The sequence below is a fragment of the Achromobacter spanius genome (assembly GCF_039673305.1).
In the GTDB taxonomy this organism is placed as follows: domain Bacteria; phylum Pseudomonadota; class Gammaproteobacteria; order Burkholderiales; family Burkholderiaceae_B; genus Achromobacter; species Achromobacter spanius_F.
Genome location: NZ_JBDJLJ010000020.1, coordinates 55,202 through 77,994, shown reverse-complemented (window position 1 = coordinate 77,994; position 22,793 = coordinate 55,202). Strand labels below are relative to the sequence as shown.

The 22,793-nt window shown below is 65.9% G+C and carries 21 protein-coding genes; 10 read left to right on the top strand and 11 right to left on the bottom strand.

Annotated features, from left to right (window positions below):
- Positions 1–41: 41 nt before the first annotated feature.
- From ABE485_RS17450 to ABE485_RS17440, 3 genes are all read right to left on the bottom strand, one after another.
- The gene (locus tag ABE485_RS17450) at positions 42–818 is read right to left on the bottom strand and encodes an ABC transporter ATP-binding protein (RefSeq protein WP_346516519.1); all 777 of its coding nucleotides are present in this window, start codon (positions 816–818) and stop codon (positions 42–44) included.
- Positions 819–823: 5 nt separating this feature from the next.
- Entirely contained in the window at positions 824–2,494 is a 1,671-nt protein-coding gene (locus tag ABE485_RS17445; RefSeq protein WP_346516518.1) for an ABC transporter permease, read from the bottom strand.
- 146 nt (positions 2,495–2,640) lie between these two features.
- Positions 2,641–3,684: a Fe(3+) ABC transporter substrate-binding protein gene (locus ABE485_RS17440; RefSeq protein WP_346516517.1), complete on the bottom strand. Its 1,044-nt coding sequence runs from the start codon at positions 3,682–3,684 to the stop codon at positions 2,641–2,643.
- 338 nt (positions 3,685–4,022) lie between these two features.
- On the opposite strand from ABE485_RS17440, the gene ABE485_RS17435 reads away from it, so the two are divergent.
- A complete protein-coding gene (locus ABE485_RS17435; protein ID WP_346516516.1) occupies positions 4,023–4,799 on the top strand; it encodes a ferredoxin--NADP reductase in 777 nt (258 codons plus the stop codon).
- 91 nt (positions 4,800–4,890) lie between these two features.
- Here the strand turns inward: ABE485_RS17435 and ABE485_RS17430 are convergent, their stop codons facing one another.
- From ABE485_RS17430 to ABE485_RS17420, 3 genes are read right to left on the bottom strand one after another with little or no spacing between them, the layout of a single operon-like run.
- Positions 4,891–5,850, bottom strand: a complete 960-nt coding sequence (locus ABE485_RS17430; protein ID WP_346516515.1) for a Bug family tripartite tricarboxylate transporter substrate binding protein — start codon at positions 5,848–5,850, stop codon at positions 4,891–4,893.
- Positions 5,851–5,887: 37 nt separating this feature from the next.
- The gene (locus ABE485_RS17425) at positions 5,888–6,277 is read right to left on the bottom strand and encodes an AtuA-related protein (RefSeq protein ID WP_346516514.1); all 390 of its coding nucleotides are present in this window, start codon (positions 6,275–6,277) and stop codon (positions 5,888–5,890) included.
- Positions 6,274–7,632 (bottom strand): acyclic terpene utilization AtuA family protein, encoded by a 1,359-nt coding sequence (locus tag ABE485_RS17420; RefSeq protein ID WP_346516513.1) that lies wholly within the window; start codon positions 7,630–7,632, stop codon positions 6,274–6,276. The genes ABE485_RS17425 and ABE485_RS17420 overlap by 4 nt, the downstream gene beginning before the upstream one ends.
- Positions 7,633–7,730: 98 nt before the next feature.
- Here ABE485_RS17420 and ABE485_RS17415 point away from each other — a divergent pair, with 98 nt between their 5' ends.
- From ABE485_RS17415 to ABE485_RS17395, 5 genes are all read left to right on the top strand, one after another.
- Positions 7,731–8,657 carry a LysR family transcriptional regulator gene (locus ABE485_RS17415; RefSeq protein WP_346516512.1) on the top strand — a complete coding sequence of 309 codons (927 nt, stop codon included), beginning with the start codon at positions 7,731–7,733 and terminating at the stop codon, positions 8,655–8,657.
- 96 nt (positions 8,658–8,753) lie between these two features.
- Positions 8,754–9,140 (top strand): Rid family detoxifying hydrolase, encoded by a 387-nt coding sequence (locus tag ABE485_RS17410; RefSeq protein WP_008165751.1) that lies wholly within the window; start codon positions 8,754–8,756, stop codon positions 9,138–9,140.
- A 40-nt stretch (positions 9,141–9,180) separates the two neighbouring features.
- Entirely contained in the window at positions 9,181–11,271 is a 2,091-nt protein-coding gene (recG, locus tag ABE485_RS17405) for an ATP-dependent DNA helicase RecG (protein ID WP_346516511.1), read from the top strand.
- 78 nt (positions 11,272–11,349) lie between these two features.
- Positions 11,350–12,300, top strand: coding sequence for a LysR substrate-binding domain-containing protein (locus tag ABE485_RS17400; RefSeq protein ID WP_346516510.1), 951 nt, complete (start codon positions 11,350–11,352; stop codon positions 12,298–12,300).
- Positions 12,301–12,454: 154 nt separating this feature from the next.
- The gene (locus tag ABE485_RS17395; protein WP_346516509.1) at positions 12,455–12,955 is read left to right on the top strand and encodes a Dps family protein; all 501 of its coding nucleotides are present in this window, start codon (positions 12,455–12,457) and stop codon (positions 12,953–12,955) included.
- Between the two features lie 101 nt (positions 12,956–13,056).
- On the opposite strand, the gene ABE485_RS17390 is transcribed toward ABE485_RS17395, so the two are convergent.
- On the bottom strand, positions 13,057–13,653 hold the full coding sequence (locus ABE485_RS17390) for an RBBP9/YdeN family alpha/beta hydrolase (RefSeq protein ID WP_346516508.1): 597 nt from the start codon (positions 13,651–13,653) through the stop codon (positions 13,057–13,059).
- Between the two features lie 269 nt (positions 13,654–13,922).
- Here ABE485_RS17390 and ABE485_RS17385 point away from each other — a divergent pair, with 269 nt between their 5' ends.
- The gene (locus ABE485_RS17385) at positions 13,923–15,050 is read left to right on the top strand and encodes a branched-chain amino acid ABC transporter substrate-binding protein (RefSeq protein WP_346516507.1); all 1,128 of its coding nucleotides are present in this window, start codon (positions 13,923–13,925) and stop codon (positions 15,048–15,050) included.
- A 98-nt stretch (positions 15,051–15,148) separates the two neighbouring features.
- Here the strand turns inward: ABE485_RS17385 and ABE485_RS17380 are convergent, their stop codons facing one another.
- The 4 genes from ABE485_RS17380 to ugpB all read right to left on the bottom strand — a co-directional run bounded on the left by ABE485_RS17380 (position 15,149) and on the right by ugpB (position 19,580).
- On the bottom strand, positions 15,149–16,237 hold the full coding sequence (locus ABE485_RS17380) for a sn-glycerol-3-phosphate import ATP-binding protein UgpC (protein WP_346516506.1): 1,089 nt from the start codon (positions 16,235–16,237) through the stop codon (positions 15,149–15,151).
- 50 nt (positions 16,238–16,287) lie between these two features.
- The gene (ugpE, locus tag ABE485_RS17375) at positions 16,288–17,139 is read right to left on the bottom strand and encodes a sn-glycerol-3-phosphate ABC transporter permease UgpE (protein ID WP_346516505.1); all 852 of its coding nucleotides are present in this window, start codon (positions 17,137–17,139) and stop codon (positions 16,288–16,290) included.
- 21 nt (positions 17,140–17,160) lie between these two features.
- Positions 17,161–18,042 carry a sn-glycerol-3-phosphate ABC transporter permease UgpA gene (gene ugpA, locus ABE485_RS17370; protein WP_346516504.1) on the bottom strand — a complete coding sequence of 294 codons (882 nt, stop codon included), beginning with the start codon at positions 18,040–18,042 and terminating at the stop codon, positions 17,161–17,163.
- A gap of 224 nt (positions 18,043–18,266) precedes the next feature.
- Positions 18,267–19,580 carry a sn-glycerol-3-phosphate ABC transporter substrate-binding protein UgpB gene (gene ugpB, locus ABE485_RS17365; RefSeq protein WP_346516503.1) on the bottom strand — a complete coding sequence of 438 codons (1,314 nt, stop codon included), beginning with the start codon at positions 19,578–19,580 and terminating at the stop codon, positions 18,267–18,269.
- A 189-nt stretch (positions 19,581–19,769) separates the two neighbouring features.
- On the opposite strand from ugpB, the gene proC reads away from it, so the two are divergent.
- The 3 genes from proC (at position 19,770) to ABE485_RS17350 (ending at position 22,740) form a co-directional block, all read left to right on the top strand.
- Positions 19,770–20,603, top strand: coding sequence for a pyrroline-5-carboxylate reductase (gene proC, locus ABE485_RS17360; RefSeq protein ID WP_346516502.1), 834 nt, complete (start codon positions 19,770–19,772; stop codon positions 20,601–20,603).
- The gene (locus ABE485_RS17355) at positions 20,600–21,154 is read left to right on the top strand and encodes a queuosine precursor transporter (RefSeq protein ID WP_346516501.1); all 555 of its coding nucleotides are present in this window, start codon (positions 20,600–20,602) and stop codon (positions 21,152–21,154) included. The genes proC and ABE485_RS17355 overlap by 4 nt, the downstream gene beginning before the upstream one ends.
- A 470-nt stretch (positions 21,155–21,624) precedes the next feature.
- A complete protein-coding gene (locus tag ABE485_RS17350; protein WP_346516500.1) occupies positions 21,625–22,740 on the top strand; it encodes a high-affinity branched-chain amino acid ABC transporter substrate-binding protein in 1,116 nt (371 codons plus the stop codon).
- Positions 22,741–22,793 lie beyond the last annotated feature (53 nt).

Here is a 22,793-nt window from a genome sequence, read left to right as displayed (position 1 = left end):
TTCGCCACAATCCGCATGGCGAAGGTCATTGCAGGACGGGGCTAGCGACCGCGCGCCAGCGCCTGTTCGCGCTGCTCTTCCAGCGCCTCGCGGCGGATGAAGTCGCGCACGAACGTGTCGGCGGGATGGTGGTGCAGGTTGTAGGGCGTGTCCCACTGCGCGATCCTGCCCTTGGACATGACGCCGATGCGGTCGGCAATCGCGAAGGCCTCGGCCTGGTTGTGGGTCACCAGGATCGCGGTGTGGCCGGTGGTCTTCAGGATCTCGCGCACCTCGAAGGCCAGGCGTTCGCGCGTGTCCACGTCCAGGTTGGAGAACGGCTCGTCCAGCAGCAGCAGGTCGGGCGAGGGCGCCAGCGCGCGCGCCAGCGCCACGCGCTGCTGCTGGCCGCCGGAGATCTCATGCGGATAACTGTTGGCGGCATGCGCCAGGCCCACCAGTTCCAGCATTTCCTCGACGCGGCGGGCGCGGTCGGGGCGGGCAAGCTTGCGCAACCCGAAGGCCACGTTCAGCGCGACCGTCAGGTGCGGAAACAGGGCGTAGTCCTGGAACATCATGCCCACGCGGCGCAGCTCCGGCGCCACCTGTTCAGTCGGCGATGAAATCACTGCGCCGTCGAGCAGGATGCGGCCGGCGCGCACGGGCTCGAAGCCGGCGATCGCGCGCAGCACGGTGGTCTTGCCGCAGCCCGACTCGCCCAGCAGGCAGCCGATGTGGCCGGCGGGCAGGCCCAGCGACAGGTCCTGCACGATGGGCTTCAGGCCCGCGGGCGTGTCGTAGGCAAGAGAGATATGGTCGATTTCTAGCAGATCGGGCACGATGATCAATGTCCCATTTTCAGATTGGTGCGCGCCAGCAGGATGACGGGCAGCAGGCCGGCCAGCACGATCGCCAGCGCGGCCACGGCGCCTTCCTCATACGTGCCGCGGGCGGCTTCCGCGTAAAGCCAGGTAGCAAGGGTGTCGAAGTTCATGGGCCGCAGCAGCAGCGTGGCGGGCAGTTCCTTCATGGCGTCCACGAACACCAGCAGCGCGCTCGCGGCCAGCGCGGGGCGTAAGAGCGGCAGATGGACGCGGCGCAGCGTGCCGGCGGAGGTTTCGCCCAGCAGGCGCGAGGCCTGCTCCAGCGATGGCGGAATGCGCGCCAGGCCCGCTTCCAGCGCCCCGGTCGAAATCGCCAGGAAGCGGATCGCATAGGCGCACACCAGTGCGCCCATCGATCCCATCATGAACAGGCCCGCGCCGCCGAACACCCGGGCGACGGCGGTGTCGATCCAGACAAAGGGCGTCAGCAGGCCGATCGCCAGCACGGTGCCCGGCACCGCATAGCCCAGGCTCGCGATGCGGGCGCAGGCACGGCCGGGGTTGAACCCCGCGCTTTCGCGCAGGGTCCGCCCGGCCCAGGCCACCACCAGGCCGCACAGCAGCGTGACCACCGTGGCGCTGGACGCCACGATCAGCGTGTTGCTCAAGCCTCTGGCCAACTGGTCCGAAACGCCGCCCACCAGATGCAGGCGCTTGTAGGTTTCCACGATCAGGTAAAGCGCCGGCGCCGCGAAGCCGAGCAGGACCGGAATCCAGCCCAGCACGGCGGCGATCAGGGCGGACATGCCGTGCAGCCGGCGCGGCTGCATCGGACGCATGCGCTGCGTGTTGGCATAGCGCTGGCGCTTGCGGCCATGGCGTTCCAGCAGAATCAGTCCGATGACGATCGCCAGCATGGTCAGTGCAATCTGCGCGGCGCCCGCCAGGTCCGAGCGCGTGACCCACGTGGTGTAGACGGAGACGGTCAGGGTCTGCACGCCCAGGAATTCGGACGCGCCGATGTCGTTCAGCGTTTCCAGCAGCGCCAGGCTGACGCCGACGACGATGGCCGGGCGTGCGAGGGGCAGGGCGACCCGGCAGAACACCGCCACGCGGCCGGCGCCCAGCGTGCGGGCCGCTTCGAGCAGGCTGGCGGCCTGCGTCATGAACATGACGCGGGTGCTCAGGTAGACATAGGGATACAGCACGAAGCCCAGCACGAAGATCGCGCCGTAGATCGAGCGCAGGTCGGGCAGGCGGAACTGGCGCGGGCTGTCGTAGCCCAGCAGCGCCCGGATCGCGGTCTGGATCGGCCCGATGGGATGCAGCAGGTCCAGGTATGCGAAGGCGATGATGTACGTGGGCACCGCCAGCGGCAGCAAGAGCGCCCAGGTGAGGATGCGGCGCGAGGGAAAGTCGTAGGCCGTCACCAGCCATGCGGCGCCCGTGCCCAGCAGCGTGACCACGATGCCCACGCCGGCCAGCAGCATGGCGGTGTTGGCCAATGCCTGCGGCAGCACGTAGCTGGCCAGGTGCTGCCAGTGCGCCAGGCTGCCGCCCAGCGCCCACCAGCCCAGCGTCAACACCGGCGCCAGCACGGCCAGCGCGATCAGGGCGGCCCCGGCCAGCCAGCCGGTCCCCCGTTCAGACCAGCGCAGACGCAGCGGCCGGGGCAAGGATTCTGTATGCATGCTTCAAAGTCGATTGCATCAAAGGCAAGGCCTGTTCCCCCGGAAAAAGGGGAACAGGCCCTACGCCCGGCCCCGGTGCCGGTGCGCGCGCGTGTCACGGCCGCAGGATGGCGCCATGCCCGCGGGCATGGCCGTCCGGCGGCTTATCAGTTGTCGAAGCCGACCTTGTCGACCAGTTCGCTGGCTTGCTTGCGATGCTTGGCGATCTCGGTCAGGGGCAGGGGATCGACCTTCAGTTCGCCAAAGCTGGCAATCACGGGGTCCAGCTTCACGCCCTTGCGGACGGGGTATTCATAGTTGGCCTGCGCATACAGGGCCTGGGCCGGTTCCGACACCAGGAAGTCCAGCAGCTTGACCGCGTTGGCCTTGTTCGGCGCGTGGGCCGCCACGGCCGCGCCACTGACGTTCACGTGCGTGCCGCCGCTCTTGGCGTTGGCGAAGGTCGGGCGGATGACCTTGATGGCGTCGCCCCACTTGCGCGCATCGGTGCCTGGCTCGGCGTTCTTCATGTGGCCCACGTAATAGGCATTGGCCAGGCCGATATCGCAGATGCCGCCCAGGATGTCGCGCGCCACGTCGCGGTCGCCGCCGGCGGCCTTGCGCGCCAGGTTGGCCTTGACGCCGCGCAGCCATTTTTCGGTGGCCTCGGCGCCGTCGTGCGCGATCATGGAAGCCACCAGCGCGGTGTTGTAGGGATGCTGGCCCGAACGGATGCAGACCTTGCCCTTCCATTTGGGATCGGCCAGGTCTTCATAGCGGAAGGATTCCAGCTTCAGGTCCTTTTCCACATACAGCACGCGGTCGCGCAGCGACAGCGCGTACCACTTGCCGTCGGCGCCGCGCAGGTTGGCGGGGATGACCGATTCCAGCGTCTGCGACTTGATGGACTGCGTCACGCCGCCGTCCACCAGGTCCAGCAGGTTGCCGATGTCCACGGTCATGAGCACGTCGGCGGGCGACTTGGCGCCTTCGGCCTTGACGCGTTCCAGCAGGCCGTCCTTGACGAAGACGGTGTTGACCTTGATGCCACTTTCCTTGGTGAAGGCGTCCAGCAGCGGCTGGATCAGCTTGGGTTCCCGGGTGGTGTAGAGGCTGACTTCCTCGGCGGCGTTGGCCGACACGGTGAAGGCGGCGGCGCTGGCCAGCGCCAGGGCGCGAAGCAGCGAATTCAATTGGGGACGCTTGATCATGAAGGAACTCCAGCTAGGGCTGAAACCAGAATAGCCGTGGCGCGCAATGCGCTCTGCTGCTAAAAACGGTCTGCTAACGAAAATGATTATCAAGTGAGAGTGCGACGATAACAGAGAGCGTATCGGCGTTCAACTACTCGTAAGCCTATGGTTCGGACCGTTGATCCCCATCAATACGGCATAAGGGTATTACGGAATAATGAGAGCAGTTATCATCAAGACCCTGTAGAATAGGGTCAACCCTAATGCCGCCCGCGCCTTTTCTGCGGTGCGGAATGACCTCGCGGCGCAAGCCGGACCTTCTGGCCCGATTCCCGTCCGCCTTTACTCAATACGACATGGCTGCTTTCAACACTGAGCGCGTACTTAGCGTGCACCACTGGAACGACACCCTGTTTTCCTTCACCACGACGCGTGACGCGGCCTTGCGGTTCCACAACGGCCACTTCGTGATGATCGGCCTCGAAGTTGAAGGCAAGCCGCTGCTGCGTGCCTACAGCATCGCCAGCGCCAACTACGAAGAAAACCTCGAATTCCTCAGCATCAAGGTGCAGAACGGTCCGCTGACCTCGCGGCTGCAGCACCTGAAAGAAGGCGACACCATCCTCGTCAGCCGCAAGCCCGTGGGCACGCTGGTCGTCGACGATCTCAAGCCGGGCAAGCACCTGTTTCTGTTCGGCACGGGCACGGGTCTCGCGCCTTTCATGAGCATCATCAAGGACCCGGACGTCTACGAACGCTTCGACAAGGTCATCCTGGTGCATGGCGTGCGTTGGGTCAGCGAGCTCGCCTACGCCGACTTCATCGAAAACGAATTGCCGAACAACGAATTCTTCGGCGATATCGTGCGCGACAAGCTGGTGTATTACCCCACGGTGACGCGCGAGCCTTTCCGCAACCAAGGCCGCATCACGGAACTGCTCGAAAACGGCAAGCTCTGCGCCGACATCGGCATTCCGCAGATCAACCCCGAAACCGACCGCGCCATGATTTGCGGCAGCCCGCATATGCTGGCCGACATCAGCGCCATGCTGGACAGCCGCGGCTTCACGGTTTCCCCGGGCGTGGGCCAGCCGGGCGACTACGTGGTCGAGCGCGCCTTCGTGGACAAATAAGCCGCCCGCGGCTTCCTCGATCCAACAAAAAACCCATCGCATGCGCGATGGGTTTTTTGCTTTGGCCCGCCGGTATTGCCGGCGGCGCGCGTCATTCCGGCTGGATGCCGGCCTTCTTGATGATGTCGCCCCACTTCTTGGACTCGGCCTGCTGGAACTTGGCCAGTTCGTCGGGCGTGGACGTGGCGGCGTCGGTGCCTGTCTGCGCGTAGAACTGCTGCGCGGGCTTGGTCTTGGTGGCGTTGACCAGCAGTTCGTTCAGGCGCTTGACGACGTCCGGCGGCGTGCCGGCGGGCGCATACGCGGCGAACCAGTAGCCCATTTCGTAGCCCGGCACGCCGGCCTCCGAGATGGTGGGCACGTCGGGCGCCAGCGGCGAGCGTGCCTGGCCGGTAACGCCCAGCGCGCGCAGCTTGCCCGACTTGACCTGTGGCAGGCCGGTGGCGGTATCGGTGATCATCATGTCGATCTGGCCGCCCAGCAGGTCGGTAACCGCCAGCGGATTGCTCTTGTACGGCACGTGCAGCAACTGCACGCCCGCCATCTGCTGCAGCAATTCGCCCGCGATGCGGCTGCTGGAGCTGCCGCTGCCGAAGCTGAGCTTGCCCGGCGACTGCTTGGCCTGCGCCAGGAAATCGCCCACGGTCTTCGCTTGCGAGTTCGGATTGACGACCATGATCTGGCCGCCCTTGCCCAGGAGCGTCAGCGGCGCGTAGTCCTTGACCGGATCGTAGGTCAGCGTCTTGTACAGGTGTTCGTTCGCGGCGTGCGTGGTGTTGGTGGTGATCAGCACGGTGTAGCCGTCCGGCGCCGCGCGCGCGCCGGCGGCGGCGCCGATCATCGCGCTGGCGCCGGGCTTGTTTTCGATGACCACGGCCTGGCCGGTCTGTTCCGTGACGCCCTGGCCGATGGCCCGGCCGATCTGGTCGGTGGCGCTGCCCGCCGCGAACGGCACGATGAACGTGATGGGCTTGGCGGGGAATTGCGCCATGGCCGTGAAGGGCAGGGCGGCCAGCAGCAAGGCCAGCCGGCCTTTGGTAGCAATGCGCATGTGTGTCTCCTGGGGTGTTTTTTTATGGGTGTAAAAGTCAGGCGGCCGGGGGCCGGTCGCCGGGTATGTCTGGCAGCCGGCTCGCCAGCTCGGGGCTGACCTCCACCGTCAAGTCCAGCAATCTGAAAGACAGGCTCTTGCCGTGCGTGTCGAGATTCAGCGCGTCGTTGACGCCGCCGTCCAGCACGCCTTCAAGCACGAAGTTCATGGCATGCAGCGTGGGCAGCGCGTAGCGCGTGACGCGCTTGGGATGGCGGTACGCGAACCACTGCGCGACGCGCGCCTCGGTGACCTGTGCGGCCAGCACGTCATAGCATTCGGGGTCCCAGGCGATGAGGCTGAGGTTCGAGATGTCGCCCTTGTCCCCGGAGCGGCTGTGGGCCAGCCGGTACAGCGGCACGGCGATCGGGGCGGAAGTCTGGGTCATGGCGCGATTTCCTCAAGGAAGTTCCAGCCGCTGTCGACGGCCTCGCGGGGGATGGTGCAGGACATCATGTTCAGGCGCGGGCGCAGGGCGGTGCGCACGCCGCCGCCGCCGGCCGGGCCGCAGGTATACAGCGCGGTCACCTCGCGCAGGATGCGTTCGGCCTGGGCGCGATCGGCGTGTTCGCCGGCCAGCCGCAGCCGCACGTCGCGGGCGTGGCCGTCGGGCAGGGCCTGGCGCATCTCGCCCGCGTCGTCGCCCAGGATGCTGATGGCGCCGATCAGGTCGGCGCGCAGCCTGAAGGCCGGGCCCAGCCGCTTCTGCACGATGTCGGCGGCCAGGCGGGCGCGCGCCTCGGCCTGCACGCCGGCATAGGAAATTTCGGCTTCGGCCAGCCAGCCGCCGCGATAGCACACGTTCACCTTGAGTTCGGGGGGGCGGGCGTGGCCGGTGATGCCGTGAACGGCCACGCGGTTGCCGCCCAGTTCCACCACAGTCGCCTGGCTCAGGTCGGCCACCACGTCCGGCGTCAGGTAGCGCGCGGGATCGTGGACCTCGTAGAGCAATTGTTCCTTCACGGTGCGGGCGTCGACGGCGCCTCCCGTGCCTTGCGCCTTGCCGATGACGAATTCGCCGTCGGCCTGGATTTCGGCGATCGGAAAGCCCGCGGCATGCACGTCCGGCACTTCTTTCAGGCCCGGCACGCAGAAGTAGCCGCCCGTCACCTGCAGCCCGCACTCCAGCATGTGTCCGGCCATGGTGGCGCGTCCCAGCCGCGGCCAGTCCGCAGGGTCCCAGCCGAAGTGCGCCAGCGCGGGTCCCAGCGTCAGCGATGGGTCGGCCACGCGGCCGGCCACCACGATCTGGGCGCCGGCGGCCAGCGCCTGCGCGATCTCGGTGGCGCCCAGGTACGCGGTGGCGCTGACGATATCCAGGCCGTCCAGCGCGGGGCCCAGGCGCTGCGCCAGCAGGTCGCGGTGGGCGGGGGTGTTCAGCGCGTCGCCATGCACGACGGCGATGCGGGGCGCGGGCAGGCCCTGTTCGCGGGCCAGCTCGGCGATGCGCCGGGCGGCTGCGGGCGGATTGGCCGCGCCGAAATTGCTGACGATGCGGATGCCATGGCGCAGGCAATCGGCCAGGATGGGGCCGACCAGTTCGTCCAGCAGCGGCTCATAGCCGCGCCGCGGGTCTTCATTGCGGGCCAGTTGCGCCAGCGCCAGAGTACGCTCGGCCAGCGTTTCGAAGATGAGCGTGCCGCCGCCTTGGGCGGCGAGGGTGCGCACCACGGCCGCGGCGCCGTCGCTGCGGTCGCCGGAGAAACCGGAGGCGCAGCCTATGAGCAGGGGAGATTGAGACATGGACGGTCCAGGCACGTACGGAATTGTTCAAGGCCACTATAGGCAAGCCTCGATCATCCGTAAAATAAAAAAAGCGGATCAATTAATCCAGAAAAGCCATGAATCTATCTTCCCGCCAATTACGCGCTTTCGTGGCTCTGGCCGATGAAAGGCACTTCACGCGCGCGGCGCAGCGCTGCCACCTGACGCAGCCGGCCTTCAGCGCGCTGATACGGTCGCTCGAGGACAGCGCCGGCGTGCGCCTGTTCGACCGCAACACCCGCCACGTCGAGTTGACGGCGGAAGGCCGGGCGCTGGATGCCTCCGCGCGCCGCCTGCTGGTGGACATGGACCTGGCGATGGGTGACCTGCGCGATCTGGCGGCCGGCCGGCGCGGCCGGGTGACGCTGGCCGCGCTGCCGTCGCTGGCGGCGGGGTGGCTGCCCGATCTGCTGGCGCGGTTCCGCGAAGCGCACCCCGGCATCGTGCTCGACTTGCGCGATGCCTTGCTGGACCCTTGCCTGGACATGGTGCAGAACGGGGTGGTCGATTTCGCGGTGGCCTCGCGCCGGCCCGACATGACGGACCTGGACAGCGAATTTCTGCACGCCGACCGCTATTTCCTGGTGTGCCGCGCCGATCATCCGCTGGCGGCGCAGGCCCGGGTGCGGCTGCGCGATGTCCTGCGGCATCCCGTCATACAGCTTGCGCGCGGCAGCAGTGTGCGCAAACATCTGGACGAAGCGCTCGGCGCCGAGGCGCCGTTGCCGGTCTTCGAAGTGGAGCACCTGGCGACCGTGACCGGCCTGGTGCGCGCCGGCCTGGGCGTGTCTGTCGTGCCCGCCATGACGCTCTTCCATTTCCGCAGCGACGACCTGCGGGTCGTGCCGCTCGCGGGCCGCGCACTGACCCGGCCGCTCTATCTGGTGCGGCGCAAGGGCCGGAGCCTGTCGGTGGCGGCGCAGGCGCTGGCGGATCTCCTGATCGCGCATCGGGGGGATATCGGCGGCGCAGGCCATCAGTCGGATGCCCAGGACTGGCCCTAGATCATCTTTACGGCTAACCGCCACTTTCGCAAATGTCTATTGCTGTTTAAACTTCGATAGTTGTAGCTTCTATCCGTCACCAGAAGGATTCCGCCCATGAGCAAGCAAATCATCCATACCGATACCGCGCCCGCCGCGGTCGGCCCTTACTCGCAAGCGGTTGCCGTCAGCGGCACCAAGACTGTCTATCTCTCGGGCCAGATCGGCCTGGAGCCGGGCACCGGCGACCTGGTTTCCGAAAACTTCGACGCCCAGGTGCGTCAGGCTTTCGCCAACATGCAGGAAGTGATCACCGCGGCCGGCGGCACGCTGGACAACGTGGTCAAGCTGACGCTGTTCCTGACCGACCTGGGCAAGTTCACGGCGGCCAACGCCATCATGGCCGAGCTGATTCCTCAGCCGTTCCCGGCGCGCTCCACCATCGGCGTGGCCAGCCTGCCGAAGGGCGCGCAGTTCGAGGTCGAGGCCATCCTGGTCCTGTAAGGCGCGCCCGGACGTTTCATTCCCAGGGGTTCGTTCCTTCATGCCGGCCGCGGCCGTGGCCTCCAAGCGAACCGGCGCCGACAAGAACGGCGCCGGCAAACCGATGACGGATACGGAGCGCAAGCTCCGTAACCTGGGCCTGCTGCTGCCCGAGGACTTCGTGCTGCACCTGCCGCTGCGCTACGAAGACGAAACCCGCGTCATCCCGATCAGCTCCCTGCGTCCCGGCTTTGCCGGGCAAGTGGAGGGCGAGATCACCAAGTCCGAGGTCCTGTACCGGCCCCGGCGCCAGCTGACCGCCACACTGGCGGACGACAGCGGCGAACTGCAATTGCGCTGGCTGAACTTTTATCCCAGCCAGCAGAAGCAGGTCACCGTGGGCAAGCGCCTGCGCGCCCGCGGCGAGGTGCGCGGCGGCCTGTTCGGCCGCGAGATGGTGCATCCGCGCATGACCAACGCCGACGCGCCGCTGCCCACGGCGCTGACGCCCGTCTATCCCACCACCGAAGGACTGCCGCAACTGACGCTGCGCCGCGCCATTGCGCAGGCGCTCGACCGCGCGGACCTGTCCGACACCCTGCCTGACGACGCGCGCGCGCGCTACGACCTGCCGCCCTTTGAACCCGCCATCCGGGCCCTGCACACGCCGGCGCAGGGCGAGTCCGAGCAGGCCCTGCTGGATCGCGTGCATCCGGCATGGCGGCGGATCAAGTTCGACGAACTGCTGGCGCAGCAACTGTCGCTGGCGGCCGCGCGTGCGGCGCGGCGCGTGAAGGAGGCGGAATCCCTGCCGGTTCAGACGCGCCCGGGCGGACTGGTCGCGAAGCTGTACGAGACGCTACCCTTCAAACTGACCGGCGCCCAGGAGCGCGTCGTCCAGGAAATATCCGCCGATCTGGCCAAACCGTATCCCATGCACCGCCTGCTGCAGGGCGACGTGGGCAGCGGCAAGACCGTCGTGGCGGCGATCGCGGCGGCGCAGGCCATCGCCGGCGGCGCGCAGGTCGCGCTGATGGCGCCCACCGAGATCCTGGCCGAACAGCATTTCCGCAAGCTGGTGTCGTGGCTGCAGCCGCTGGGCGTGAACGTCGCCTGGCTCAGCGGCAGCCTCAGCGCCAAGGCCCGACGCGAAGCCGCGGCGGCCGCCGCCGATGGCAGCGTGCAGCTTGTCGTGGGCACGCAGGCGCTGATCCAGGACCATGTCGAATTCCACCGTCTTGGCCTGTCCATCGTCGACGAACAGCACCGCTTCGGTGTGGGACAGCGCCTGGCGCTGACGCGCAAGGGCGAAACCGTGCGCGGGCGCATCGTGCCGCATCAGCTCAACATGAGCGCCACGCCCATCCCGCGCACGCTGGCCATGACCTTCTTCGCTGACCTTGACGTGTCCGTGATCGACGAACTGCCGCCCGGGCGCAGCCCCGTGGTGACCAAGCTGGTCTCGGACGCACGGCGCGAGGAAGTCATTGCGCACATCGCCCAGGCCGCGCGCGGCGGGCAGCAGGCGTATTGGGTCTGTCCGCTGGTCGAGGAAAGCGAAGCCCTTGAACTGCAGACTGCGGTGGATACCTACGAAGGCATGCGGACAGACCTGCCGGACCTGCGCATCGGCCTGGTCCATGGCCGCCTGCCGCAGGCCGAAAAGGCGGCCGTGATGCAGGCGTTCCGCGACGGCGAGGTAGACCTGCTGGTGGCCACCACCGTCATCGAGGTCGGGGTGGACGTGCCCAATGCTTCGCTGATGGTGATCGAGCACGCCGAACGCTTCGGACTGGCGCAGCTGCACCAGTTGCGCGGGCGGGTGGGGCGCGGCACGGCCGAATCGGTGTGCGTGCTGCTTTACCAGACGCCGCTTTCGCAAGTCGCGCGCGAACGCCTGCGCGCCATGTTTGAAACGTCGGACGGCTTTGAAATCGCCCGGCGCGACCTGGAGCAGCGCGGCCCCGGGGAATTCCTGGGCACGCGCCAGTCGGGCATGGCGCTGCTGCGCTTTGCCGACCTGGAAACCGACGCGGCGATCGCGGAAGATGCGCGCGATGCCGCGGTCTGGCTGCGGGCCGAACATCCCGCCGCGGTCGAGGCGCATCTGGCGCGCTGGATGCGTGGCCGCGAAGACTTCCTGCGGACCTGACATGCGGCCCGCCAAGAACCTTAATCCTGCAAGCGCCGGCCACGGGGCCGGCGCGTAACCCCGGGGGCGTAGTCCACCATGACTCTCACCGAACTGAAGTACATCGTCGCCGTCGCGCGCGAGCGGCATTTTGGCCGCGCGGCCGAGGCCTGTTTCGTCAGCCAGCCGACGCTGTCGGTGGCGATCCGCAAGCTGGAAGACGAGCTGGGCGTGACGCTGTTCGAGCGCGGCGGCGCCGAGGTCGGGGTGACGCCCATCGGCCAGCGCATCGTCGCCCAGGCGCAGAAGGTGCTTGAGGAAAGCGCCAGCATCAAGGAGATCGCGCGGCAGGGCCACGACCCGTTGGCGGGCCCCTTGCGCGTGGGTGTCATCCACACCATCGGGCCTTACCTGTTGCCCAAGCTGGTGCCGGTGCAGATCGGACGCACGCCGCAGATGCCGCTGCTGCTGCAGGAAAACTTCACTGTGCGGCTCGTGGAGCTGTTGCGCCAGGGCGAGATCGACTGCGCCATCATGGCCTTGCCGCTGCCCGAAGCCGGGCTGGTCATGCAGCCTTTGTACGACGAGCCTTTCGTCGTGGCGGTGCCCAACGACCATGAACTCGCGCAGCGCAAGTCGATCGACGCGCAAGACCTCAAGCAGCAGACCATGCTGCTGCTGGGCAGCGGCCATTGCTTCCGCGACCAGGTGCTGGAAGTCTGCCCCGAACTGTCGCGCTTTTCGGCTGCCAGCGACGGCATCCAGCGCACGTTCGAAGGTTCATCGCTGGAAACCATCCGCCACATGGTGGCGGCCGGCATCGGCGTCACGGTGCTGCCGGTCACCGCGGTGCCCGAGCATCCGCCCGCCAACAGCCTGTTGCGCTATCTGCCTTTCGATGGGCATGTGCCCGAGCGCCGCGTCGTGTTGGCCTGGCGCCGCAGCTTCCCGCGGCTGGCGGCGATCGAGGCGCTGGCCCAGGCGGTCTACGAATGCGAGCTGCCGGGCGTGAAGATGCTGGTCGGCGAAGCGGCCGCAGTGCAGGATTGATTGGCGCCCGCGGCGCCGAGCGCCCGGCGAAGCTTGTCATTTGCGCCGCGTCAAAAGGTCGCGGGGCAGTTTGAGAACGGCGCCGCCGCCAGCGCGATTCTGTCGTGTTTGCGGTGGTATCCTTATTTCGTCCTTTTTCCCATAGGAGCTGGCAATGGCCAAGTCCACCAAGAAGACCTCGAGCGTTCCGCGCATCAACATCGGTATTTCGGACAAGGACCGCGCCGCGGTCGCCGGCGAGCTGTCCAAGCTGCTGGCCGATTCGTACACGCTGTACCTGATGACGCACAACTTCCACTGGAACGTCACGGGGCCCATGTTCAACACGCTGCACCTGATGTTCATGACGCAGTACACGGAAGAATGGAACGCGCTGGACAGCGTGGCCGAGCGCATCCGCGCCCTGGGCCACTACGCGCCGGGCACGTACCGCGAATACGCCAAGCTGTCGTCCATCGCCGAACCCGAGTCGGTGCCGGACGCCCTGGAAATGGTGCGCCTGCTGGTGGACGGCAATGAATCGGTCGCCAAGACCGCCCGCGCCGCCTTCGAGAAGGCCGACGCCGCCAACGACCAGCCCACGGCCGACCTGCTGACGCAGCGCCTGGACGTGCACGAAAAGAACGCCTGGATGCTTCGCAGCCTGCTGCAGTAATCCGCGCAGCGCTCCGCACGACAGCCGGCCGTCATCCCTGCGTGGGACGACGGCCGGTTTTTTCTGTGCGGCGGCCTTTGTGTCCGCGCGAGCGCCAGACGCTACGGCAGGCCGTGCAGCGGGATGGGAGGGATGCGCTTGGCAGGCGTGGGGATGCGCCAGGACGCCCGGCGGCGCAGCGCGCCCAGCAGTTTCAAGCCCTGCGGCCAGTCGTCGAGCCCGCTGTCGGCGTTGATGTGGCCGGCGCCGTGCACCACGACCAAGCGGCTGCCCCAATCCGCCGCGAACATCCGCGCACGTTCCAGCGCGCAATAGGGATCGTCGTCGCTAGCCACCACCACGCTCTGGAACGGAAGCGGCTGGCGCACAACGGGTGCGAAAGCGCGCAGGCAGTCGGGCGCGTCGGGGCGTTCGACGTCGGCGGGCGCCACCAGCAGGGCGCCGGCGACCTTGGCGCGCAAGGGCACGGGCAGGGCGGCGCTGATCAGGCACCCCAGGCTGTGGGCGACGAGCAGGACCGGGCTGCGGGCGTCATCGACGCCGGCGGCCAGCCGGGAAATCCAATCGGCCGGGCGCGGATTTTCCCAGTCGCTCTGTTCGATGCGGCAGGCGTGGGGCAGCAGGGCTTGCCACCGGGATTGCCAGTGCTCGGGGCCGGAGTTTTTCCAGCCCGGGACGATTATCGGTTGGAGTCTCATGCGGCACATGATGCCGCCGCGCTTTAGTAACTCAAACGAATTAATCGTCTTTTGCATATACGGTGTTCGGAATAAGGCGGGGCCCCAAGGCGATGGCGCGGTGCAATATAAAACGGCCTGAAAACCGGTCCGGGAGCGGCCGGTTGGCGCGATATTTCAGTGTATGCTTGCCGTGCAAATGCACCGTCGCGGGGCGTGACCATGAACACTATCCGGCAGTCCGCCCGGCTGACGAATCAACGATTACAAGTCATTCGAGGAGTCCACTCATGAAGCCAGTATTTCGTCTGACCCCGGTCATCGCAGCGCTGGGCGTCGCCGCTGGTTTGACGTTTGGCGCGGCCGCGCAAGCCCAAACCATCAAGATCGGCGTCGTCGGCCCCACCACGGGCGCGGTCACGCAGTATGGCGATATGGTCCGTGAAGGGGTCGATACCGCGGTCGAGCGCATCAACGCCGCCGGCGGCATCAATGGCAAGAAGCTGGAAACCGTCGTGATCGACGACGGTTGCGAACCCAAGCAGGGTCCGGTTGCCGCCAACCGCGTCGTCAACAGCAAGATCGGTTTCGTGGTGGGCCACGTGTGCTCGGGCGCCACCATCGCCGCCGCCGACATCTACAACAACGAAGGCGTGGTCATGGTCACGCCGTCGGCCACGTCGCCGGCGCTGACCGACGGCAAGAACTACGAGTTCATCTTCCGCACCATCGGCCGCGACGACCAGCAAGGTCCCGCCGCCGCCAAGTTCATCCTCGAAAAGATCAAGCCCAAGAAGGTTGCCGTGCTGCACGACAAGCAGTCGTACGGCCAGGGCATCGCCACGGCGGTCAAGAACGACCTGGAGAAGGGCGGCGTGACCGTCGCCGTGTTTGAAGGCATCAACGCCGGCGACAGCGACTACTCGGCGGTCATCACCAAGCTCAAGAGCCAGGGCGTGGACTTCGTCTACTACGGCGGCTATCACCCCGAAATGGGCCTTCTGCTGCGCCAGGCGGCCGAACAGGGCGTGAAAGCCAAGTGGATGGGTCCGGAAGGCACGGGCAACCCGGACATCAACGCCATCGCGGGCGACGCCGTCGAAGGCATGCTGCTGACGCTGCCGGCCGACTTCACCCAGAACGCCGCCAACGCCGACATCGTGAAGGCCTTCGAAGCCAAGAAGCGCAACGCCAGCGGCGCCTTCCAGATGACGGCCTACGCGGCCACGCAGGTCATCGCGGACGGCATCAAGGGCGCGGGCAGCGACGACCCGACCAAGGTCGCCAAGTATCTGCATGCCAACGCCTTTGATACGCCGATCGGCAAGGTGTCGTGGAACAAGCAGGGCGACCTGACCAACTTCCAGTTCGACGTCTTCACCTGGCACAAGGACGGCTCCAAGACCGTCTACAAGTAAGCCGCGTGGCGGGCCGACGGCCTGCCGCCTGAAAACAAACCGGGCCGGAAGCGCTAGTCTTCCGGCCCGGTTTGCGTTTGCGCGACTGGCGCGCGGCGTTACAGTCCTTGCACGCGGCGGCCGGTGTCGGCCTCGAACCAGTGCAGGGCATGGCGGCCGTCCGGGCCGACGTTGACGCGGTCGCCAACCTTGGCCGAGGACTCGGACAACTGGCGCGTGGTGCAGCGCACGACCAGCGTGCTCTTGCCGCAGCGGCAGTGGACCAGCTGCTCGGAACCCAGGGTTTCGACCATTTCGACTTCGGCGGGCACGCCTTGCGTGTTCAGCAGCATGTGCTCGGGACGCAGGCCCATGATGACCTTGCGGCCGCGCACCTGCGAAGGCACCTGCAGGGGCGAGATTTCGAGGTGGTTGCCGTCGGCGGTCTGGACCGTGCCGTCACCGGCTACCTGCACCTCCATCAGGTTCATGGGCGGCGAGCCGATGAAGCCGGCGACGAAGGTCGAGGCGGGCTTTTCGAAGACCTCCATCGGCGTGCCGATCTGCTCGGGCACACCCTGGTACATGACGATCATGCGATGCGCCAGCGTCATGGCCTCGACCTGGTCGTGCGTCACGTACAGGCTGGTGGTGCCGAGGCGGCGGTGCAGCTTCATGATTTCCAGGCGCATGGCCACGCGCAGCTTGGCGTCCAGGTTCGACAGCGGTTCGTCGAACAGGAACACCTTGGGTTCGCGCACGATGGCGCGGCCCATGGCAACGCGCTGGCGCTGGCCGCCGGAAAGGGCGCGCGGACGGCGGTCGAGCAGGTGGGCCAGTTCCAGGATCTGCGCGGCGGCGTCGACGCGCTTCTTGATCTCTTCCTTGGAGAACTTGCGGATCTTCAAGCCGTAGGCCATGTTCTCGAACACGGTCATGTGCGGATAGAGCGCGTAGTTCTGGAACACCATCGCGATGTCGCGTTCGGCGGGCTCCAGGGTGTTGACGACCTTGTCGTCGATCACGATGTCGCCGCTGGTGACCGTTTCCAGGCCCGCGACCATGCGCATCAGCGTGGACTTGCCGCAGCCCGACGGGCCGACGATGACGATGAATTCGCCGTCCTTGACGTCCATGTCGATGCCATGGATGACCGGAACGTTGCCGGCGTAGGTTTTCTTGACGTTACGGAAGCTGAGAGTAGCCATGAGTTATTCGTGTTCGGAGTCGTGTTCGGGTGGGCCAGGGCGGGGGAAGATCACTTTTCAGTGTCGACCAGGCCCTTGACGAACCATTTCTGCATCAGGATGACGACCAGTGCCGGCGGGATCATCGCAAGCATGGCGGTGGCCATCGTGATGTTCCATTCGGTGACGCTGTCGCCGCCGCTGATCATCCGCTTGATGCCGATGACGACGGGATACATGTCTTCCTTGGTGGTGACCAGCAGGGGCCACAGGTACTGGTTCCATCCGTAGATGAACTGGATCACGAACAGGGCCGCGATGCTGGTCTTGGACAGGGGCAGCAGCACGTCGCGGAAGAAGCGCACGGGGCCGGCGCCATCGATGCGCGCGGCTTCGATCAGCTCGTCCGGCACCGTCAGGAAGAACTGGCGGAACAGGAACGTGGCCGTGGCCGACGCGATCAGCGGCAGGGTCAGGCCGGCGTAGCTGTTGAGCAGCCCGAGGTCGGCGACGACCTTGTAGGTGGGCGCGATCCGGACTTCGACGGGCAACATGAGCGTGACGAAGATCATCCAGAAAAAGAACATGCGGCCGGGGAAGCGGAAGTAGACCACCGCGAAGGCCGACAGCAGCGAGATCGCGATCTTGCCGATCGAGATGGCCAGCGCCATGATCAGGCTGACGTACATCATGCGGCCGACGGGCGCGCCCGACGAGCCGCCCGACGATCCGCCGAACAGGGCCTGCATGTAGTTGTCCACGAAGTGCGGACCGGGAATCAGCGACATCGGCGCCTGCGCCACTTCCTGTGCGGTCTGGGTGGACGCGACGAAAGTGACGTAAAGCGGAAATGCCACCATCGCCACGCCGCAGAGCAGAATGACGTGGGCCAGAATATCCAGCCAGGGACGGCGTTCAACCATTGTTATGAGCCTCGGACAAAATCAATACTGCACTTTGCGGTCGACGTAGCGGAACTGCGCGACCGTCAAGGCAACCACAATGAACATCAGGACGACGGACTGGGCGGCGGAGGAGCCGAGATCCAGGCCGCGGAAGCCGTCGCTGTACACCTTGTAGACCAGGATGGAGGTCGCCGTGCCCGGGCCGCCCTGCGTCGTCGTGTCGATCACGGCGAAGGTGTCGAAGAAGGCGTAGATGATGTTGACCACCAGCAGGAAGAACGTGGTGGGCGACAGCAGCGGGAAGACGATGGTCCAGAAGCGGCGCGACGGGCTGGCGCCGTCGATCGCGGCGGCTTCGATCAGCGAGCGCGGAATCGATTGCAGGCCGGCCAGGAAGAACAGGAAGTTGTACGACACCTGCTTCCAGACGGCGGCGATGATCACCAGGGTCATGGCCTGGTTGCCGTCCAGGCGCGGATTCCAGTCCACGCCCGATTTGCGCAGGGCCACGGCCAGGATGCCGACGGACGGCGAGAACAGGAACAGCCAGAGCACGCCGACCACGGCGGGCGCGACGGCATAGGGCCAGATGAGGAGCGTCTTGTAGAGCCCCGCGCCGCGGATGACGCGGTCGGCCATGACGGCCAGCACCAGGGACACGGCCAGGCCGACGCCCGCCACCATGACCGAGAAGAAGGCCGTCACGCGGAAGGAATCCAGGTAGGCCTGCTGGGAAAACAATTCGATGAAGTTGTCCAGCCCGACGAACTCGGAGGACAGTCCGAAGGCATCTTCCAGGCGCATGGACTGCCACATGGCTTGTCCGGCGGGGAGGAAGAAAAACACCACGGTAATGATCAACTGCGGCAGGAGCAGCAGATAGGGCAAGGTCTTGTGCCCGAATACAACGCGTTTTTCCATAGGGGGAACCCAAGGTACAGAAAAGCGGCGGTTGGAATAACCGCCGCCTGAAACCGCCCGCGCGCGCATCGCGCGGGGCGCCCGGAGCCCGAAAGCTCCGGCACTCATAAAAACACGATAGGCTTAAAGCCCTAAAAAAACCAGGGCTTTAAGCCTCTTAAGTCCTTGCCACAGCATGGAAAATGCCGATTGACAAGGCGGCGGTCAGATCGCGCGAAAGGGCGTTACTTTACACTCTTCTCGAACTTTTCCAGCAGCTCGTTGCCGCGCTTGACGATGTTTTCGGCGCCGTCCTTGGCGGTGACCTTGCCGGAAACGATGCGTTCGATTTCAGCGTCCTCGATCTCGCGGATCTGCGGCAGGAAGCCCAGGCGCAGGCCGCGCGATTGCGCGGTGGTTTCGACGTTGAGCTGCTTCACGCCGACTTCGGTGCCGGGGTTCTTGTCGTAGAAGCCTTCTTTCTTGGTCAGCTCGTAGGCGGCCTTGGTAACGGGCACGTAGCCGGTCTGCTGGTGCCAGCGGGCGGCGATTTCCGGGCTGGCCAGGAACTTGAAGAACGCGGTCACGCCCTTGTAGGTTTCCGGCTTCTTGTTGGCGAAGACCCACAGCGAGGCGCCACCGATGATGGTGTTCTGCGGTGCGCCCTTGACGTCGGCGTAGTAGGGCAGGGTCGAGGTGCCGAATTCGAACTTGGCGTTCTTGGCGATGTTGGCGCGCAGGCCGGACGAACCGGTGATCATGGCGCACTTGCCGCTGATGAACAGCGAGTTGGGTTCGTCGCCGCGGCCGCCGTACATGAAGATGCCTTCCTTGCCCAGCTTGGCCAGGTTTTCGAGGTGGCGAACGTGCAGCGGGGTGTTGATGGCGATGCGTGCATCCAGGCCGCCGAAGCCGTTGTCCTTGGTGGCGTAGGGCACGTTATGCCAGGCCGAGAAGGTCTCGAGCTGGGTCCAGGACGGCCAGGAGGTCGTGTAGCCGCATTCCTGGCCCGCGGCCTTCAGCTTCTGGCCGGCGGCGGCCAGTTCTTCCCAGGTCTTGGGGGGATTCTCGGCGTCCAGGCCGGCCTTCTTGAAGGCGTCCTTGTTGTAGTAGAACACCACGGTCGAGCTGTTGAAGGGCATCGACACCAGCTTGCCGTCGGCCGACGAGTAGTAGCCGGCCACGGCGCCGATGAATTCCTTCGGATCGATCGGGTTGCCGGCTTCTTCGGACATCTGCTGCACCGGCTTGATGGCGCCCTTGGCGTACATCATGGTGGCGGTGCCGACTTCGAAGACCTGCAGGATGTCCGGCGCGTTGCCGGCGCGGAACGCGGCGATGCCGGCGTTCATGGATTCACCGTAGTTGCCTTTGTAGACGGCCTTGACCACGAAGTCAGGATTCTTCTTGTTGAATTCCTCGACCAGGCCGTTGACGCGGTCGCCCAGGGCGCCTTCCATCGAATGCCAGAACTGGATCTCGGTGGCTGCTTGCGCGGAAGCGCCGGCGAAAGCCGTCATGATGGCGGCAAAGGTCAGGGCAATACGGTGGGATCGCATAAAGGTTCTCCAGTTGGGCGTGTTGCGCCGGGGTGTCCGGCCGCATGAAACACGTCACCTTATGAATTGTTTGTGACAAAACCGTGACTTTCACATCAGTCTAAACGCCTGTCAAATTGCGCGTTTCAGGCGCGAACGAACATTTTCCGCATCCTCCCCTGGGAAGCCGACCGTTTACAATCGCGGCCTATGAAAAACGAACTTTCGATTGCGTTCATCGGCGGCGGCAACATGGCGGCTGCGCTGGCCGCCGGTCTGGCCGGCAAAGTATGCGCTGCCGCGGACATTCATGTCATTGACATAAACCAGGATGCGCACGCCGCCTGGCAGGCCCGCGGCATGACCACCGCGACGGCCCCCGGCGAGGCCCTGGCGCGCTGCCGCGTTTGGGTGTTCGCGGTCAAGCCACAGAACATGAAAGACGTTGTGGCTTCCACGCGTCAGTGGCTGCAAGACGACACCCTGGTGATCAGCGTGGCAGCGGGCTTGCGCGCCGATACGCTGGCCGCGTGGCTGGGCACGCCGCAGGCGCCTTTTGGGCGACTGGTGCGCTGCATGCCGAATACCCCGGCGCTGGTGGGCGCGGGCACCACCGGCCTGGCGGCGCTGCCGGGCGTCACCCAGGAAGACCGCGAACTGGCCGCGCGCCTGCTGTCCAGCGTGGGGCAGGTGGTCTGGGTGGCGGACGACGCCGCGCTGGACGGCGTCACGGCGTTGTCGGGCAGCGGGCCCGCGTATGTGTTCCTGTTCCTTGAGGCCCTGGTGGCCGGCGGACAGAAGGTCGGATTGACCGCGGAGCAGGCCCGGGAGCTTGCGCTGGGCACGCTGGCCGGCGCCACCCGGCTGGCCGCGGAATCCGTCGAACCCCTGTCCGTGCTGCGCGAGCGCGTCACGTCCAAGGGCGGCACCACCGCGGCGGCGCTGGACGCGTTCGCGGCGGCGGGCTTTGCGGGCATCGTCGAAGACGCGATGGCGGCCGCGGCGCGCCGGTCGCGCGAACTGGCCGAGGAGTTCGGCAAATGAAGGCGTCGACCGCGCACTTTCCCGCCATGACGCGCACGCAATTCGGGATTTCCGTGCTGTGCATGCTGGTCGTGGTGGTGGGCTCGAACATCCTGGTCCAGGTGCCGCTCAATGACTGGCTGACCTGGGGCGGGCTGTCTTATCCCGTGGCTTTCCTGGTCACCGACGTCCTGAACCGCCGTTTCGGCCCGGGCGCCGCGCGCCGCGTCGTGTGGTTCGGCTTTGCCGCCGCGCTGGCGGTTTCGGTGTGGGTGGCTTCGCCGCGCATCGCGCTGGCATCCGGCCTGGCCTACATCTGCGCCCAGCTCGTGGACATCCAGGTGTTCGACCGCCTGCGCGACCAGCGCTGGTGGCGGGCGCCGCTGGCCTCGGGCGTGCTCGGGGCGATCCTGGACACGGCGGTATTCTTCAGCGTCGCATTCGCCGCCAGCGGGGCGCCCTGGGTGACCTGGATGATGGGCGACCTGGCGATCAAGCTGGTCGTCAATATCAGCATGCTGGCGCCGTTCCGTGCGCTGATGTGGAACCTGGCCAAGCCGGCCAACGCCTGAGAGCGGAGGGGCGCCGGCCGGGGGCCGACGCCTTGTCATGCCGGCGCGGGCCTTGCCCCCGGATAACCTCCCCGAAACGGCGTTCGGAATATCCCGATTATTAATGTGCGTAGATTATCCGTAAGACCTGTGTAAGTACTGTATTTAAATGCGTACTTAAACAGCGTATTAATGATTATTCATATAAACGGACAAGCACAAATCCCAGGCGAACGCCAGTTTTCAATCAAGGCGTTTTTGCGATTTATCCAGTGTTTTCACGGCCTTGCGGCGCTGATGCGTCACGATTAAAGGCGGCTTGGAAAATATTGGGGATTACACGCAGTGACAGTATGACGGCTAGCTTTCAGAATACCGGCCACACCGTGTTTTTGCCCAAGAAGCCGGCGACGGGCAATGCGGACCAAGGGGTACTCTCCCGATAACCCGTGTTGAACAGAGCCGCTCAAAACCTCGCTGGAGAACTCCGCATGAAGTTTCTGAATCGCCTTACCCCGGTAGCCATGGCGCTTGGGGCACTTGCCTTGGCTGGCGCCGCGCACGCCGCCGACACGATCAAGATCGGCATTCCCCAGCCCATGACCGGTCCCAACACGCAATACGGCGACCAGATCCAGGCCGGCGCGCTGACCGCCATCGAAACCATCAACGCCAAGGGCGGCGTCAAGGGCAAGAAGCTCGAACCCATCCTGATCGACGACGGCTGCGAACCGAAGCAGGCCGTGCCCGCCGCCAACCGCGTGGTCAATTCCGGCGCCAAGTTCGCCGTGGCCCATGCGTGCTCGGGCGTGACGGTCGCCGCCGTGAAGGTCTACGAAGAAGAGGGCATCGTCGGCATCACCCCGGGCGCGACGTCGCCGCTGGTCACCGACACCATCAAGCCGCACTTCTTCTTCCGCACGATCGGCCGCGACGACCAGCAAGGCCCGTACGCCGCCAGCTACATCGCCAAGACCCTCAAGCCCAAGAAGGTCGCCGTCCTGCACGACAAGCAGACCTACGGCTCGGGCGTGGCCACGCAGGTCAAGGACGCGCTGGCCAAGGAAAACGTCAACGTTGCGCTGTTCGAAGGCATCAACGTGGGCGACAGCGACTACTCGGCCATCATCACCAAGCTCAAGTCCGCGGGCGTGGACCTGGTCTACTTCGGCGGCTACCACCCCGAACTGGGCCTGCTGCTGCGCCAGTCGCGCGAACAGGGCCTGAAGGTCCAGTTCATGGGTCCGGAAGGCACCGCCAACCAGGATCTGGTGGCCATCGCCGGCCCGGCCATCGACGGCCTGCTGGTCACGCTGCCGGCCGACTTCACCAAGCTGCCGGGCAACGAAAGCATCGTCAAGGCATTCAAGGACGCCAAGCGCGATCCGGACGGCGCCTTCCAGATGCCGGCCTACGCCGCGGTCCAGATCCTGGCCGACAGCATCAACGCCGTGGGCGAAGATCCCGCCAAGGTCGCCGACTACATGCACAAGACCGCGTTCAACACCGGCATCGGCAAGGTCGAATACGATGCCAAGGGCGACCTGAAGAACTTCGAGTTCGCCGTCTATAAGTGGGACAAGGACGGAAAGAAGACCCAGCTGTAAACTCGCGATCCCGCCGGCATGCCGCCGGCGTGTGGGGCCTGTCGTCTCTGTCT

What these genes read in the sequence shown, in the direction of transcription:
- ABE485_RS17445 (WP_346516518.1), bottom strand. Translation starts at nt 2,494, where the DNA reads ATGCATACAGAATCCTTGCCCCGGCCGCTGCGTCTGCGCTGGTCTGAA.
- ABE485_RS17440 (WP_346516517.1), bottom strand. Translation starts at nt 3,684, where the DNA reads ATGATCAAGCGTCCCCAATTGAATTCGCTGCTTCGCGCCCTGGCGCTG.
- ABE485_RS17435 (WP_346516516.1), top strand. Translation starts at nt 4,023, where the DNA reads ATGGCTGCTTTCAACACTGAGCGCGTACTTAGCGTGCACCACTGGAAC.
- ABE485_RS17430 (WP_346516515.1), bottom strand. Translation starts at nt 5,850, where the DNA reads ATGCGCATTGCTACCAAAGGCCGGCTGGCCTTGCTGCTGGCCGCCCTG.
- ABE485_RS17425 (WP_346516514.1), bottom strand. Translation starts at nt 6,277, where the DNA reads ATGACCCAGACTTCCGCCCCGATCGCCGTGCCGCTGTACCGGCTGGCC.
- ABE485_RS17420 (WP_346516513.1), bottom strand. Translation starts at nt 7,632, where the DNA reads ATGTCTCAATCTCCCCTGCTCATAGGCTGCGCCTCCGGTTTCTCCGGC.
- ABE485_RS17415 (WP_346516512.1), top strand. Translation starts at nt 7,731, where the DNA reads ATGAATCTATCTTCCCGCCAATTACGCGCTTTCGTGGCTCTGGCCGAT.
- ABE485_RS17410 (WP_008165751.1), top strand. Translation starts at nt 8,754, where the DNA reads ATGAGCAAGCAAATCATCCATACCGATACCGCGCCCGCCGCGGTCGGC.
- recG (WP_346516511.1), top strand. Translation starts at nt 9,181, where the DNA reads ATGCCGGCCGCGGCCGTGGCCTCCAAGCGAACCGGCGCCGACAAGAAC.
- ABE485_RS17400 (WP_346516510.1), top strand. Translation starts at nt 11,350, where the DNA reads ATGACTCTCACCGAACTGAAGTACATCGTCGCCGTCGCGCGCGAGCGG.
- ABE485_RS17395 (WP_346516509.1), top strand. Translation starts at nt 12,455, where the DNA reads ATGGCCAAGTCCACCAAGAAGACCTCGAGCGTTCCGCGCATCAACATC.
- ABE485_RS17390 (WP_346516508.1), bottom strand. Translation starts at nt 13,653, where the DNA reads ATGAGACTCCAACCGATAATCGTCCCGGGCTGGAAAAACTCCGGCCCC.
- ABE485_RS17385 (WP_346516507.1), top strand. Translation starts at nt 13,923, where the DNA reads ATGAAGCCAGTATTTCGTCTGACCCCGGTCATCGCAGCGCTGGGCGTC.
- ABE485_RS17380 (WP_346516506.1), bottom strand. Translation starts at nt 16,237, where the DNA reads ATGGCTACTCTCAGCTTCCGTAACGTCAAGAAAACCTACGCCGGCAAC.
- ugpE (WP_346516505.1), bottom strand. Translation starts at nt 17,139, where the DNA reads ATGGTTGAACGCCGTCCCTGGCTGGATATTCTGGCCCACGTCATTCTG.
- ugpA (WP_346516504.1), bottom strand. Translation starts at nt 18,042, where the DNA reads ATGGAAAAACGCGTTGTATTCGGGCACAAGACCTTGCCCTATCTGCTG.
- ugpB (WP_346516503.1), bottom strand. Translation starts at nt 19,580, where the DNA reads ATGCGATCCCACCGTATTGCCCTGACCTTTGCCGCCATCATGACGGCT.
- proC (WP_346516502.1), top strand. Translation starts at nt 19,770, where the DNA reads ATGAAAAACGAACTTTCGATTGCGTTCATCGGCGGCGGCAACATGGCG.
- ABE485_RS17355 (WP_346516501.1), top strand. Translation starts at nt 20,600, where the DNA reads ATGAAGGCGTCGACCGCGCACTTTCCCGCCATGACGCGCACGCAATTC.
- ABE485_RS17350 (WP_346516500.1), top strand. Translation starts at nt 21,625, where the DNA reads ATGAAGTTTCTGAATCGCCTTACCCCGGTAGCCATGGCGCTTGGGGCA.